The following is a 14,420-nucleotide window of genomic DNA, read 5'->3' as shown; positions in this document are numbered from 1 at the left end:
TGGATTCTTCTTCAAACAAGGGTCTGCGCCAGTGTATTGAAGAAACACTTACTTGGGGGGGCGCAGAACAATTCCGGGCATGAACGCCCCACTTGAAGCGACCGCACTCCGACGGCCCGACTACCAACTTTCCGACAACCTCTGGGCCGATGCCGGCTCGGTCTTCCTCACCGGCACGCAGGCGCTGATCCGCATCCTGGCGATGCAGGGCCAGCGCGACGCGGCACGCGGCCTGCACACGCAGGGCTTCGTGAGCGGCTACCGCGGCTCGCCGCTGGGCATGGTCGACCAGGCCATCTGGAAGGCCGGCGAGCGCTTCAAGAAGACCGGCATCCGCTTCGTTCCTGCCGTGAACGAGGAGCTCGCGGCCACGCAGGTGCTGGGCACGCAGCGTGTCGAATCCGACCCCGAGCGCACCGTCGATGGCGTGTACGCCATGTGGTACGGCAAGGGCCCGGGCGTGGACCGCGCGGGCGATGCGCTCAAGCACGGCAATGCGTATGGCTCGTCGCCGCACGGCGGCGTGCTGGTGGTGGCAGGCGACGACCACGGCTGCGTGTCGTCGTCGATGCCGCACCAGAGCGACCACGCCTTCATGGCCTGGCGCATGCCCGTGATGCAGCCCGCCAGCGTGGCCGAGTACCTGGAGTTCGGCCTGTACGGCTACGAGCTGTCGCGCTACTCGGGCGCGTGGGTCGGCATGGCGGCGTTGTCCGAGATCGTCGAGAGCGCGGGCACGGTGGACCTCGATGCGGTGAATGCGCGCGTGGCCGCCTGGGAAGACGCCGATGCCGTGCGCGCCGCCACCGGCCACGCCGCGCCGCCCGACGGCCTGCACTACCGCTGGCCCGACCTGCCGTCGCTGCGCATCGAGTCGCGGCTGGAAGACAAGCTCGCCGCTGTGGCCGCCTTCACCCGGCGCAACAGCATCGACCGCCACGTCATCGTGAGCCCGCATGCCAAGGTGGGCATCGTCACCTGCGGCAAGGCGCACCACGATTTGATGGAGGTGCTGCGCCGGCTCGAACTCTCGCCCGTTCAGCTCGCGCGTGCCGGGGTGCGGCTGTACAAGGTGGGCCTGAGCTTTCCGGTCGAGCAGACGCGCCTCAAGGAATTCGCGCGCGGGCTCGGCGAGATCCTCATCGTGGAAGAGAAGGGCGCGGTGGTCGAGACGCAGCTGCGCGACATCTTCTACAACGCCCCGCCCGATGCGCGCCCCGTGCTCGTGGGCAAGCACGACCACGCGGGCCAGCCGCTGGTGTCGGCGCTCGGCGAGCTGCGGCCTTCGCGCCTCATCGAGCTGGTCGCGCACTGGCTGGCCGCGCACTTTCCCGAGAACCACGACCTGGGCGATCACCTGCAGCATGTGCGCGACTTCACGCCGCCCGAGCTGCTGGCCAACGCGAGCGATGCGGTCAAGCGCCTGCCGTACTTCTGCGCCGGCTGCCCGCACAACACCAGCACCAAGGTGCCCGAAGGCTCGACGGCGCGCGCGGGCATCGGCTGCCACTTCATGGCCAACTGGATGGACCGCAGCACGGCGGGCCTGATCCAGATGGGCGGCGAGGGCGTCGACTGGATCTCACACGCGATGTTCACGAAGACGCCGCACGTGTTCCAGAACCTGGGCGACGGCACCTACTACCACTCGGGCTACCTCGCGATCCGCCAGGCCGTCGCGGCCAAGGCCACGCTCACCTACAAGATCCTGTTCAACGACGCGGTCGCGATGACCGGTGGGCAGCCGGTCGATGGCGTCATCAGCGTGGACGCGATCGCGCGACAGGTGGAGTCCGAAGGCGTCACCAAGGTGGTGGTCGTGAGCGATGCGATCCATCACTACGACGCCATCAAGAACAAGTTTCCGGCGGGCACCGAGTTCCATGACCGCGCCGCGCTCGACGAGGTGCAGCGCCGCCTGCGCGAGATGCCCGGCGTGACCGTGCTCATCTACGAGCAGACCTGCGCCGCCGAGAAGCGGCGCCGCCGCAAGAAGGGCGAGCTGGCCGATCCGCCCAAGCGCCTCTTCATCAACGAGGCCGTGTGCGAAGGCTGCGGCGACTGCACCGTGCAGAGCAACTGCGTGGCCGTGCTGCCGCACGAGACGCAGATGGGCCGCAAGCGCAAGATCGACCAGACCAGCTGCAACAAGGACTACTCCTGCGCCAAGGGCTTCTGCCCCAGCTTCGTGGGTGTCACCGGCGGCAAGCTGCGCCGCAAGAGCGGGGCGCTCGCGGCCGGGCGCGATGCCTTCCTGCACCGCGTGGGCGCGCTCGCGCATCCCGCGCCGCACGCATGGACCGGCCCGTACGACCTGCTCGTGACCGGCGTGGGTGGCACCGGCGTGGTGACGGTGGGCGCGGTCATCGCGATGGCCGCGCACCTCGAGGCCAAGTCGGCCAGCGTGCTCGACTTCATGGGCTTCGCGCAGAAGGGCGGCTCGGTGTTGAGCTTCGTGCGGCTGGCCGACACGCCCGAGCGGCTGAACCAGGTGCGCATCGACACGCAGCAGGCCGACGCCATCCTCGCGTGCGACGTGGTGGTGGGCGCCTCGGCCGACGCGCTGCAGACCGTGCGGCACGGGCGCACGCGCGTGCTCGCGAACATCCACGAGATTCCGGTGGCCGAGTCGCTGCGCAACCCCGATGCCGACCTGCATGTCGACCTGCTGCTGGAGAAGATGCGCTTCGTCGCGGGCGAGGAACAGGTCGAGACCTTCGATGCGCAGAGCCTGGCCGAGGAGTTCCTGGGCGACACGCTGGCCGCGAACATCGTGGCCACCGGCTATGCGTGGCAGCGCGGCCTCGTGCCGCTGAGCCTCGAGGCGCTCATGCATGCGATCGAACTCAACGGCGTGGCCGTGGCGGCCAACCAGTCGGCGTTCTCGCTCGGGCGGCTCGCGGCCGGCGACCCGGCGGCGCTCGATCAGCTGCGCGCGGCACCGGTCGAGGCTGCGGCGCACCAGGTCGACGACCGCCCGTTGGATGCGCTGCTCGCCGATGCGCGTCGCCACCTCACCGGCTACCAGAACGCTGCATGGGCGCAACGCTTCGAGCAGCGCATTCGCGCACTGCAGGGGATCGAGTCCGCACTGCCGGGCGGCGACGCGAGCCTGCCCTTCACACGCAACGCAGCGCGCAGCCTGCTGAAACTCATGAGCTACAAGGACGAGTACGAGGTCGCGCGCCTGTACACCGACGGCGCGTTCCTGCAGAAGCTGAAGGACCAGTTCGAAGGCGACCTGAAGCTCGAGTTCCACATGGCGCCGCCACTGCTCTCGCGCCCCGCGCACGGGCAGGCGCCGGCCAAGGTGCGCCTCGGTGGATGGATGCTGCCGGCGATGAAGTGGCTGGCCCACGGCAAGCGCCTGCGCGGCACGCCCTTCGACCTGTTCGGCCACACGGCGGAGCGCCGCACCGAGCGCGCGTTGATCGAGCACTTCGACCGCCTGCTGCAGGAGATGGCCACCGCGCTGACCCCCGACAACCAGCCGACCGCCGCGCGCATCGCGGCGCTGCCGCTGTCGGTGCGTGGCTTTGGCCATGTGAAGCTGGCGAACCTGGATTCGGCGCGCCTGCGCGAGGCCGAGCTGCTGCACCGCTTTGCGCCATCGCGCTACGCGAAGCCGGTGGACGCACCCAGCGCCGGGCAGATTCGGGGTATCGCCATCGTGGCAAGCGCGCAGTAGCGGGGCCGGTGGCGGGTGCTTCGCTCGGATACGATCCTTGCGAAACACTCACTCCCGCCACACCTCGACGATCACAGGACATGCGCGCCTTCCTCTACTACGCCCTGATGCTCCTGCTCGGATATGCCTGGTACAGGTACGGACAGAAGCTGCTGCGCAAGGGCTATCGCGATGAGAAGGGTGAACTCACCCAGGGGCTCGTAGGGCCCGTCGGATTCCTGCTGACCGCTGGCGTGACCTGCTACCTCTTCTTCGCCATGCTGCGCGCCCTGGTCCGGGGCGAGGTGCCCTGCGTCGGAAAGGGCTGCGTGGGGCAGGCCTACACGCTGGCGGCGCATGCGGGCGATTACTGGGCCAACATGTTCTTCTTGGCGTGGTGCGTCCTGGGCCTGGGCTATGCGATGTACGTGACGCTCAGGATCTGGTTCCGGGCCTAGCCCGCGCAGGGCGCGCAGCCGGCTCCCGCGCCAGCATCTCGACGACCAAAGCAATGAACCACTGGTGCAGCGCCGAGGTCTCGTGCCGCTCGTGCCAGACCAGTTCGACCGTGCGCGCCGGCGCCGCCAGCGGTGGTGCCACGCGCTTCAGGCCCGTCATGCGCATCGTCTCCAAGCCCTCGGACCAGGGCAGCACGGCGATCAGGTCCGAGCGGCGCACGGCCTCGTAGGCCGCTGAATAGTGGCTCACCGTGCTGACCAGGTTGCGCTGCAGCCCGCGGCCTTGCAGCACGCGGTCGTAGATGCCGCCGACACGGCCCGCCAGGCTCACGTCGAGGTGGCGGGCAGCCAGGAATTTCTTCAGCGGAATCTTGTCCAGCTTCGCCAGCGGATGGTCGTTGCGCATGAAGCAGGCGAAGTCCACCGACCACAGCCGGCGTGAGCGCATGAAGCCCGGGCGCTGCACGTCGTCGTTGTAGGCGCCGATGGCGAAATCGGCGCGGTTGTCGTCCAGCGACTGTCCGAAGTCCACGACCGTGCCGGGGTGGGTGTGCAGCCGCATCCCTGGCGCGAGTTCGCCGAGCCGTTCGAGCAGGCGGGGGGCGACGATGCACGCCACGTAGTCGGTCATCGAGACCGTCAGGCGGGCGTCGCTTTGCGAGGCATCGAAGCTCTCGCCCTCGAGCGTGCCCCGGATGGTGCGCAGCGAGCGCGCCAGCGGCGCCCACAACTCCGTGGCGCGCCGCGTCGGGCGGATGCCCGCGCCGTTGCGCACGAACAGAGGGTCGCCGTAGGTCTCGCGCAGCCGGCGCAGCGCGTTGCTGACCGTGGGCTGCGTCAGCGACAGCTTGGACGCGGCGCGCGTCACGTTGCCTTCGTTCATGAGGGCTTCGAAGACCTTCAGCAGGTTGAGATCGGCGTTGCGGTAGTTCATGGGCAGGGGAGGCTGAAACCATTCATACGGTCAATGGAGTGGATTCATCATATAAATTTTTCGGAATTGTGACGCGATCCTACGATCCCGTCATTCCTCGCCGCCCATGCCCTCGGAACCCGGCAAACAGACCCATGAATCAGATCCTCGTCAAGAACGCCCGCCTGCTCGATCCGCTGAAGCCCGAGCTGCAGGACCGCCACGACATCCTGATCGAGGGCGACACCATCCGCGAGGTGTCCGACCGGCCGATCGTGGCGCGCGATGCGCGGGTCATCGACGCCGCAGGCAAGACCGTGATGCCCGGCCTGATCGACCTGCATGTGCACGTGGTGGCCGTCGACCTGAACCTGCAGCGCCAGGCGCTGATGCCCAACGTGCTGGCGACGCTGCGCAGTCTGCCGATCCTGCGCGGCATGCTGCGCCGCGGCTTCACCACCGTGCGCGACGCCGCCGGCGCGGGCGATGCGTTCAAGCAGGCGGTGCAGTCGGGGCTGGCGCAGGGGCCGCGCCTGTTCGTCTCGGGTCGCGCGCTGAGCCAGACCGGCGGCCATGGCGACGGCCGCGCGCGCTCCGACTACCTGGTGGCCAACGCCGTGTGCCCCAACTGCGCCCGCGTGGGCATGCTCGCCCGCGTGGCCGACGGCGTGGACGCCGTGCGCAAGGCCGTGCGCGAAGAACTGCAGATGGGCGCGGACCAGATCAAGATCATGGCCGGCGGCGGCGTGGCGTCGCCCACCGACCCGGTCGATGCCCTGGGCTACAGCGAGGATGAGATCCGCGCCATCGTCGGGGAGGCCGCGGCCCGCAACACCTATGTACTGGCCCACGCCTACACCCCGGCCGCAATCCAGCGCGTGGTGCGCTGCGGCGTGCGCACGATCGAGCACGGCAATCTGGTCGATGCACCCACCGCCGCGCTCATGGCCGAGCACGGCGCCTATGTGGTGCCCACGCTGGTGACCTACGACGCCCTCGCCAACGAAGGCGCGGCGCTGGGGCTGCCGCCCGCCAGCGTGGCCAAGGTGGAAGATGTGCGCGGCGCCGGGCTGCGCTCGCTCGAGATCTACAAGTCGGCCGGCGTGAAGATGGGCTTCGGCACCGACCTGCTGGGCGAGTCGCACCGCCTGCAGAGCGACGAGTTCCGCCTGCGCGCGCAGGTGCTGTCGCCGGCCGAGATCATCGCCAGCGCCACGCTGATCGGCGCCGAGGTGCTGGGCATGAGCGACCGGCTCGGCCGGTTGATCCCGGGCGCGCTGGCCAACCTGCTGCTGGTCGATGGCGATCCGATGCGCAATCTCGATTGCCTGCTGGGGCAGGGCGAGCGCATTCCCCTGGTGATGAAGGCCGGCGTGGTCGAGTTCGACGCGCTGTAGCCCGCACCCCGAGCTGTTCAGACAACCCGCCGGATGCCTCCGGCCCCTTCAAGGAAACGACACATGCCCAAGCTGACGCAAGCCGTCTGGCGGTACCGCCACGACCAGATGGTCCGGTTGATGGACGAACTCGCCGTCGATGCGCTGGTGTTCACCACCGCGGATTTCTTTCAATTCGCCACCAACTTCCACACCGACGTGCAGCCCTGGGAGCGGCCGATCTTCGCGGTCGTGCCGCGCCAGGGCGAGGGCTTCCTGGTCATGAACGAGCTGTCGACGAACCACATGCGCTTCTCGATGGAAGCGCACAAGGTGTGGATCACGGACGTCACGTTCTATGCCGAGCATCCGATGGTGAGCAACCGCCTGCCGCTCGTGTCGCAGCTCCCCGAGATCCTCGCCGAGCGCCTGAGCCGCGCCGGCCTGCGCCGCTCGCGCATCGCGCTGGATGCCGGCAGCGGCGTGATGGCGGCCGTGCAGCGCCTGCTGCCCGACCTGAACGTGCGCGTCGCCACCGCGGAAGTGCGCAGCCTGCGCTGGCAGAAGCACGCCGAGGAACTGGCCGTCATGCAGGCCATGGCCGGGCTGACGGACTGGCTGCAGGACCGCTACCGCGAAGCGATCAAGCCCGGCCGTCTGGTGCAGGAGATGGACTGCGCGATGGCCAGCCTGTTCGTGCAGGAGGCCGCCGAGCGCTTCCCCGGCGAGCAGTTCGAGGTCGTGCGCTGCTGGACGCTCAGCGGCCCGGCGTCGGCCTCGCCGCACGGCGACGGTGCCTCCTGCGGCGCGCGCATCCGCGAAGGCGACGTGCTGGTCAACATCGTGATTCCCCGGCTCAACGGCCTGACGATCGAGAACGAGCGCACCTGGTTCTGCGGGCGCCCCGACGACCAGAAGAAGGCGCTGTGGACGGCCGCGCGCGATGCGACCGATGCGGCCATCGGCGCGGCCGTGACAGGCCGGCCCGTGTGCGCGATCGACGCCGCGGCGCAGGCCGTGATCGAGCGCGCCGGCTTTGCCGACTGCATCCGTCACCGCACGGGCCACGCCATCGGCATCGTGCACCACGAGTACCCGGAGGACATGGCCTTCAGCCAGCGTCCGCTGCTCGACAACGAGGTCTATTCGGCCGAGCCCGGCCTGTACGTCTACGGCGTGGGGGGCTTTCGCATCGACGACACGGTCGTGGTGGGCGCGACGCCGCGTGTGCTCACCGCCACGCCCAAGTCGCTCGACTACGCCACCGTGGGTTGAGACCGACGCCCGCCCGCATCTGCTTTCGCAACCTACCCACCTCGACCTCCCCATGACCACCCGTCGCACCATGCTTTCCGCGTTGGCCGTTGCAGCTTCGCTGCTCGCCGCACCCGCCTTCGCGCAGGGCTTTCCTTCCAAACCGATCAAGGTCGTGGTCCCGCAGCCGGCCGGCTCAGGGCCGGACACCTTGGCGCGCACGCTGGCCGATGTGCTCGCCAAGAGCATCGGGCAGAGCGTCGTGGTGGAGAACCGGCCCGGCGCCAACGGCACGCTGGCTGCGGCCTATGTGCTCTCGCAGCCCGCGGATGGCTACACGCTGTTCCTGGCCGGCGTCTCGAACATGTCGTGGAACCCACACCTGTACAAGTCGCTGGGGCACCAGCCGGCCCGCGACTTCACCGGTGTCGCCGTCATTGCCAACACCCCGTTCGTGACGGTCGTGTCGCCGGGCCTGGGCGTGAAGACGCTGCCCGAGCTCATCAAGATGGCCAAGGCAGAGCCGCAGCGGCTCAGCTTTGCATCCGCCGGCATCGGCAACTCCACCCATCTTGCGAGCGAGCTGCTGAAGTCGCGCACCGGCATCCAGATGCAGCATGTGCCCATCAGCGGCGCAGGTGGCCCCAACGCGCTGACCAGCGTGATGGCGGGCGACACGCCGGTGATGACGACCGTCCCCGTCGGCGTCGTGCCGCTGGTCAAGAGCGGCAAGCTGGTGCCGCTGGCGGTGACCGGCGAGCGGCGACTGCCGCAACTGCCCGACGTGCCCACGTTCAAGGAGCTGGGCATCGACATGGAGGTGCCCGGTTGGTACTCCCTGGTGGCGCGCGCGGGCGCACCCGGCGACGCGGTCGCGCGGCTCAACGCCGAGATCAACAAGGCCCTGGACACGCCCGAGATGAAGGAGCGCCTGGCCGGCCAGATGCTGGTCGGCGTCAAGTCGACGCCGGCCGATGTCCTGAAGTTCACGCAGCGCGAGTCGGCCGCCTGGGGGCCCATCATCGATCGCCTGGGCATCGCGCAGTGAGTGCCATCGAGCCGGCTTCCTTCGAGGCCCTGGACCACGCGCTGCGGCGGTTTCCGGGGCACCGGCTCTTCACCGTGCTGGCGATCGACCCCGGCCTTGCGGCGTCCCGGCGCCTGTACACGAGCGACTCGGTGGCCTACCCGTGCGGCGGCACCAAGCCACTGCACCATGACAACGACTTCTTTCGCGAGGTGGTGCAGGGCGGCCGGGCGCGCATCTGCGTTGATCAGGAAGCCTGCCGCCGCGCGTTCCCGGACCATGCGCTGATCGACGCGCTGGGCTGCCGGTCTGCAATCAATGTGCCGATCCGGCACGACGGCTGCACCCTCGGTTCGTTGAACCTGCTGCACGAGGAACACTGGTATCAGCCCGACATGGTGCCCGCGCTGATGCGCTTCGCCGAACAGGCCGCACCCTTGCTTCTTTCGCTCCGATACGTTGAGATGCCCGCATGACGATCCATCGCCGAACCTTCGTGCTGAATGCTGCCGTGTCCCTGTATGCGGCATCGCTCGCCACCGCGGCGCGTGCAGCCGGCCCGGGCTACCCCGGCAAGCCGATCACCATCGTGTTTCCTTATGCGGCAGGCGGTGCCACCGACGCCATGACGCGGCAGATCGCGGACCTCATGGCCAAGGCGCTCGGCCAGCCGGTCGTCGTCGACGCGAAGCCGGGCGCCGGTGGATCGATGGCGCTGCAGCAGGCCGTGCGCGCCAACCCGGACGGGCACACGCTGGTGCTCGTGGCCAGCGGAACGATGGCCGTCAATCCCTACCTGTACGACCTGAAGTACAAGCCGGTGGAAGACCTGGCGCCCATCACGATCCTGGTCGACATTCCCTTCGTGGTCGTGACAAGGCCGGACTTTCCCGCACGCACCCTCAAGGAATTCATCGCCCATGCCAAGGCGAATTCGGGAAAGATCTCGTTCGCGAATGCAGGCGTGGGCACGCAGGCCCACCTGACGCAGATGATGTTCATGAAGGAGGCCGGCATCTCGGCCAACGTCGTTCCCTACAAGGGCGGCACGGGCGCCATCGCCGACCTGCTCGGCGGGCACATCGACGCCATGATCGACAACGCCGCCGCGCAGGTTGCGAACGTGCAGGCCGGCAAGGTGCGCGCGCTGTTCGTCACGACGCGCGAGCGCAGCGAATCGCTGCCCGGCGTGCCCACGGCGCAGGAGGCCGGCTTGCCCGGCTTCGTGACCTCGGGATGGTTCGGACTGGCCGCGCCCAAGGGCACGCCGCAGGCCATCGTCGACAAGCTCAACGCGGTGATCGTCCAGGGCATGGCGCGGCCTGAGACGCGGAAGAGGTTGATTGACGCGGGGTGGATGCCGGTTGGCAGTTCGCCTGCTGAGGCCGCGGCGCGGGCCCGGTCAGACCTTGCGCGCTTTGGGCAGATTGCGCTGCAGATCGGGCTGAAAAAGGAGTAAAGGTCTGCTGGTGAGTTGACTTTCGTCACTTTCGGCCGGCGGCGCATGACCCTAACATGCGCGCCATGAGCATTCCTGCGTCGACCCGGGCGTCCGCCATCCTGATCGTGGACGACCACGACCTGGTGCGCCTGGGCGTGCGTGCCTTGCTCCAGGCGCAGGCCTCGCCCGACGGGCCGGCGGTCGAGGTCTTCGAAGCCAGCAGCATGGCGCAGGCACTGGCTGTGTATGAGCGCTCTCAGGCGAGCATCGGGCTGGTGTTGCTCGATCTGGCACTTCCTGACACACGAGGCCTGAGCGGCGTGTCCGTTTTTCTCCAGTGTTATCCGCAGGCCCGCGTGGTCGCGTTGTCGGGCGCCGGCGCCACCGCGCTGGCCCAGAACGCCATTGCGCAAAGTGCGTTGGCTCAGGGCGCCAGCGCGTTCTTGCCGAAGTCGGCCAACCTCAAGGAGGTGGTGAGCTTCATCCGTGCCTGCGGCCTGCTCGGGCGGGACGTTGTCGATGGCCTTCCAGGTACGTCCAGGTGGGTTGCGCGGGCACCCCGCCGTGCCGCTGGTGGCGCCCTGAGTTCGCTGACAGGAAGCCAGGCGCGTGTGCTGCAGATGATTCTCGAAGGCAAGTCCAACAAGGAGATCGCACTGTTGGCCGAGCTGCGCGAAGGCACGGTGAAGAACTATGTTTCGACGATCCTCTTGCTGTTCGGTGTGCAATCGCGCGCGGAACTGATCAGCAGCCTGCGTTGATTCACCGCAGGAGGTGCAACGCGATCGTCGAAGAAACAAGAACGAAGGGCCAATTCATGAATGACGCTGCCCGATCGATGCATCAGGCCCCGGCGGCCGCCGATCTGGACCATCGGGTGCTCCGCGAACACGTGGCCTCGGTGTATGCCGCGCACACGACGGCCACCTGTGCGCACATCGGCTTCGCCATTGCCATTGGCATCTTCGGCTACTTGAACATCGATTCGACCCACCACCTGCTGGTGATCGGCATGGTCGCCGCCGTCGTGTCGATGAATCTGTATGCCTTGCTTGCGCCGCGGTGGACGCCGGATGTCCCCTTGTCCGAAAGCCACCATTGGGCGCGCCGCTACGCGTGGATCGTGACGCTGGTCAGCGTGACCACGGCGCTGCCATGCGCCTTGTTCCTCGTGCTCATCCAGAGCCCGGCAATGACGACCGTTGTGATCGTCGTGATCATGGTCAGTTGGACCCGGGCCATTCAGGCCCGTTGGCCGATCAAGGGGGCCATGTTCGGCTGCGGCATCCCCGTGATGGGCGGGCTGATTCTTGCCTTGATCTGGCACGGTGGCACGCTGCACTGGTTTCTGGCGCTCTTCAGTTTCGCCAATCTGGTACTGACACTGCACGAAGGGGTGAAGCAGAACAAGCGGCTGACAGCCTCCTTGATGTTGCAGTTCGAGAACGAGATGCTCGCCGCACAGTTGCGCGAACGCATCGCCGCCGTGGAGCGAGCCAGCGCGGAAAAGACTCGCTTTCTTGCCGCGGCCAGTCACGACCTGCGCCAGCCGATGCATGCCATTGCACTGTTCGGCGCGGCCATGGAAACCGCACTGCACGACCATCCTGAAAGAACGAATGCCAAACGCCTGATGCGCGCCGTCGACGCGCTCGGCGCGTCACTGGACACCATGCTCGACGTGTCGCATCTCGATGCAGGCGTCGTCGTGTCTGAACCGCAGGCCCTGGAACTCGATGCGCTGCTTCTTGTCCTCAACCAGACCTTCACCCCCTACGCTGAGCAGAAGGGCCTGCAATTGCGCATCCGTGCCAGTGGCATGTGGGTGCGCAGCGACATCCAGCTGTTGTTCCGCCTGCTTTCGAATCTGGTCGACAACGCCTTGAAGTACACCCAGGAGGGCGGTGTGAGCGTGGTCGCGCGGCGGCGAGGCGACAAGGTGTGGCTGGAGGTTCGCGACACCGGCGTCGGCATTGCGCCTGAGCAGTTGAGCCGCATCTTCGAGGAGTTCTATCAGGTCGACAACCCGGGCCGCGACCGGGCGCGCGGACTCGGAATCGGGCTGTCGATCGTCCAGCGCCTGTCGCACCTGATGTCTCACCCGATCGAGGTGCACTCGCGACCGGGACGTGGCACGCATTTCCGCGTGGTTCTGCCGCAGGCCGAGGCAGCGATCACCGCACCGGCCGAACTGCTGCTCGATGAACTGGAGATGCCCGCGCATCGCAGCCTTGCTGCACCGAACCTGCCCGGGCCGGTGCTGCTGATCGACGACGAAGCGGAGATTCGCCTGGCCATGGCGGCACTGCTGCGCGCGCACGCCGTCGATGTGGTGGCTGTGACGGACGAATCGCATGCGGTCGAAGCATTGACGCACCCGGATGCGAAAAGCCTTCCGTTCTCGATGCTCTTGTGCGACTACCGGCTGGCCGACGGGGGAGATGGACTCGAGGTCGGCCTGCGCTTGCTCGAGCGCTTTCAGCTTGACATTCCCCTTCTGCTGATAACTGGCGAGACGGCCCCGCAGCAACTGCGGCGTGCACAGTCATCGGGGGTGCCGATGCTGTTCAAGCCGGTGAGCGCCGCTGCGCTCCTGCAGGCGATGGCAGAACTGACGTCCGTCACGGGGCAGACGCGGTTTTTTTCTCCGGCGACCCGGTACTTCATAGACCCGTCGCCGGTGACCTGATTGCCTTCCTCTCCATTGCCAAGGCGCTGTTCGTGGGTCGATGCTGGATTCAAATACGTCTTGCCAAGTCGTTACTTTTCAAAGTCAGGAGAGAAGAATAGATCGGGGAAGAAAATCCTCAATCGCCACGTGCATCCTCTAGATATTGGAAGGAGAAGACGCCGTCTCTATTCCGATCTAATGGTTCTAATTAGTCATAACTGCCTCACAAAAAATTATCAATTTCCCACAGCTTTCAGGTTGTGTGACTTTCGGCATGGGGAAATTTCTCCCGCCAGCCATACAAACGTCGACGGCGATCTGACGGGCCACGCTGGGAGGCCCGATCGCCATGGACAACGTTGCCATCTCGGCAGCATTGGCTTCGACAAAATTGAAAGGCAAGGGAATGAAATTCAGAAAACCTGCAGTGGCTGCTGCAACGGCAGTCGCCTTGATGCTTGCGGCATGTGGGGGTGGCAGCGGAGGCGGAGGTGGAGGTGGCTTCCCCGTGGGGCTTATCGGGCCTGGAACGGACGACCCCGGAACACAAGGGCCAGGAACACCAGGCCCTGGAACGCAAGGGCCCGGGACGCAGGGGCCTGGAACGCCAGGCCCAGGAACGCAGGAACCTGGAACCCAGGAACCCGGAACACCCGCACCCGCGCAGTATGAGACGCTCCCATCCGCCTGGGACGGGGACAAGGATTCCTACATTGCATCAGTGCCGGCCGTCGTGCAGCAACTGAACGATCAGGGCGCCAAGGGCAGTGTCCGCATGCGTCCCGTGGGAAGCAATTCGCTGTATGTCAATCCGCAAGCCGCCAACGACAAATACAGCTACAAGGAATTCACGCTCACCTTCTCCGGTCGCGATGGCTGGGACGGGGCCAGCAACGCGCTGCTGCAGCGGTTGGAAGACGAGGGCGCCAAGGGCTATGTGCTGCACCACCTGGTGGGGGAGACGCACACCCTGGACGATTCCCTCAACGCCATCCGCAAGGCCAGCTTCATCCTGGTCAAGAACGAAAGTCAGCCCGTCACCTACACCTATCGGAAGTTCAGCTTCGATCTGATGATGCCGGCAGACTTCATTGCACAGTTGAATGCGTGGGGACAGGAAGGCTATCGCTTCCTGAATACGGAGTTGGGTCTCAGCCCGAGCGTGAATGCGATCGTCGTCAAAAGCTCTGCAGCCTCAGGGGCGACCTACAGTTACGCGTTCGAACCCATCGTCTCCGATCCCAAGCCGCAACTCACCAGCCGCGGTCAAAGCGGATTCCGCTACAGGGGCTATTTCGAGTACTTTGCGAACCGCAACGGACAGCCCGTGCGATGCGTTTTCAATACCTACGAACTCGACAGCAGCAAGCCCGCGGCAGTGGCCTATCGCTTCTCGGATGAAATCCCTGGGGGCCCGGTCGATATCAATACGACCGAAGGACTCGCGCGACTCAATGACCAGGCGAGCCAAGGATTTTTCTACGCCGGCCTGAGTGTTCCTACCGGAGCGAGCGGGGGCGCCGCGATGTTCTTCGCGGACTATGCGGTCTATGTTCAGGGCGCATTGCTGGCGGACCTCAATCGCGGAGGCGCCGTTCTTTTCCCCTAGACAT

At 66.8% G+C, this 14,420-nt stretch carries 11 protein-coding genes; 10 read left to right on the top strand and 1 reads right to left on the bottom strand.

The window, feature by feature from the left end:
* Positions 1-79: 79 nt before the first annotated feature.
* Entirely contained in the window at positions 80-3,688 is a 3,609-nt protein-coding gene (locus AC3WQR_RS00795) for an indolepyruvate ferredoxin oxidoreductase family protein (RefSeq protein WP_492740920.1), read from the top strand.
* A gap of 80 nt (positions 3,689-3,768) precedes the next feature.
* Entirely contained in the window at positions 3,769-4,125 is a 357-nt protein-coding gene (locus AC3WQR_RS00790; protein ID WP_492740919.1) for a hypothetical protein, read from the top strand.
* On the opposite strand, the gene AC3WQR_RS00785 is transcribed toward AC3WQR_RS00790, so the two are convergent.
* On the bottom strand, positions 4,103-5,059 hold the full coding sequence (locus AC3WQR_RS00785; protein WP_492740918.1) for a LysR family transcriptional regulator: 957 nt from the start codon (positions 5,057-5,059) through the stop codon (positions 4,103-4,105). The two genes, AC3WQR_RS00790 and AC3WQR_RS00785, sit on opposite strands and share 23 nt — an antisense overlap.
* Before the next feature lie 134 nt (positions 5,060-5,193).
* Between AC3WQR_RS00785 and AC3WQR_RS00780 the strand changes: the two genes are divergently transcribed.
* The 8 genes from AC3WQR_RS00780 (at position 5,194) to AC3WQR_RS00745 (ending at position 14,416) form a co-directional block, all read left to right on the top strand.
* The gene (locus tag AC3WQR_RS00780) at positions 5,194-6,435 is read left to right on the top strand and encodes a metal-dependent hydrolase family protein (protein WP_492740916.1); all 1,242 of its coding nucleotides are present in this window, start codon (positions 5,194-5,196) and stop codon (positions 6,433-6,435) included.
* A gap of 63 nt (positions 6,436-6,498) precedes the next feature.
* Positions 6,499-7,689 carry a M24 family metallopeptidase gene (locus tag AC3WQR_RS00775; RefSeq protein ID WP_492740915.1) on the top strand — a complete coding sequence of 397 codons (1,191 nt, stop codon included), beginning with the start codon at positions 6,499-6,501 and terminating at the stop codon, positions 7,687-7,689.
* A 52-nt stretch (positions 7,690-7,741) separates the two neighbouring features.
* Positions 7,742-8,716 (top strand): Bug family tripartite tricarboxylate transporter substrate binding protein, encoded by a 975-nt coding sequence (locus AC3WQR_RS00770; RefSeq protein WP_307635536.1) that lies wholly within the window; start codon positions 7,742-7,744, stop codon positions 8,714-8,716.
* Positions 8,713-9,171: a GAF domain-containing protein gene (locus AC3WQR_RS00765; protein WP_307585276.1), complete on the top strand. Its 459-nt coding sequence runs from the start codon at positions 8,713-8,715 to the stop codon at positions 9,169-9,171. The genes AC3WQR_RS00770 and AC3WQR_RS00765 overlap by 4 nt, the downstream gene beginning before the upstream one ends.
* Positions 9,168-10,154 carry a Bug family tripartite tricarboxylate transporter substrate binding protein gene (locus AC3WQR_RS00760; protein WP_492740914.1) on the top strand — a complete coding sequence of 329 codons (987 nt, stop codon included), beginning with the start codon at positions 9,168-9,170 and terminating at the stop codon, positions 10,152-10,154. Before AC3WQR_RS00765 ends, AC3WQR_RS00760 begins: the two co-directional genes overlap by 4 nt.
* 65 nt (positions 10,155-10,219) lie before the next feature.
* Positions 10,220-10,897, top strand: coding sequence for a response regulator transcription factor (locus tag AC3WQR_RS00755; RefSeq protein ID WP_492740913.1), 678 nt, complete (start codon positions 10,220-10,222; stop codon positions 10,895-10,897).
* Between the two features lie 56 nt (positions 10,898-10,953).
* Positions 10,954-12,825, top strand: a complete 1,872-nt coding sequence (locus AC3WQR_RS00750) for an ATP-binding response regulator (protein ID WP_492740912.1) — start codon at positions 10,954-10,956, stop codon at positions 12,823-12,825.
* Positions 12,826-13,528: 703 nt separating this feature from the next.
* Positions 13,529-14,416 (top strand): hypothetical protein, encoded by an 888-nt coding sequence (locus AC3WQR_RS00745; RefSeq protein WP_492740911.1) that lies wholly within the window; start codon positions 13,529-13,531, stop codon positions 14,414-14,416.
* The last annotated feature ends 4 nt before the right edge of the window (positions 14,417-14,420 follow it).

This window comes from Variovorax sp. FW305-3-2-15-B-LB1, from assembly GCF_058787635.1.
The sequence above is the reverse complement of the archived record's forward strand: the minus strand, read 5'-3'. Positions and strand labels throughout refer to the sequence as shown.

Bases quoted from the DNA above. Each gene is read 5' to 3' on its own strand.
- AC3WQR_RS00755 (WP_492740913.1), top strand. From the start codon at position 10,220: ATGAGCATTCCTGCGTCGACCCGGGCGTCCGCCATCCTGATCGTGGAC.
- AC3WQR_RS00780 (WP_492740916.1), top strand. From the start codon at position 5,194: ATGAATCAGATCCTCGTCAAGAACGCCCGCCTGCTCGATCCGCTGAAG.
- AC3WQR_RS00775 (WP_492740915.1), top strand. From the start codon at position 6,499: ATGCCCAAGCTGACGCAAGCCGTCTGGCGGTACCGCCACGACCAGATG.
- AC3WQR_RS00770 (WP_307635536.1), top strand. From the start codon at position 7,742: ATGACCACCCGTCGCACCATGCTTTCCGCGTTGGCCGTTGCAGCTTCG.
- AC3WQR_RS00790 (WP_492740919.1), top strand. From the start codon at position 3,769: ATGCGCGCCTTCCTCTACTACGCCCTGATGCTCCTGCTCGGATATGCC.
- AC3WQR_RS00795 (WP_492740920.1), top strand. From the start codon at position 80: ATGAACGCCCCACTTGAAGCGACCGCACTCCGACGGCCCGACTACCAA.
- AC3WQR_RS00760 (WP_492740914.1), top strand. From the start codon at position 9,168: ATGACGATCCATCGCCGAACCTTCGTGCTGAATGCTGCCGTGTCCCTG.
- AC3WQR_RS00785 (WP_492740918.1), bottom strand. From the start codon at position 5,059: ATGAACTACCGCAACGCCGATCTCAACCTGCTGAAGGTCTTCGAAGCC.
- AC3WQR_RS00750 (WP_492740912.1), top strand. From the start codon at position 10,954: ATGAATGACGCTGCCCGATCGATGCATCAGGCCCCGGCGGCCGCCGAT.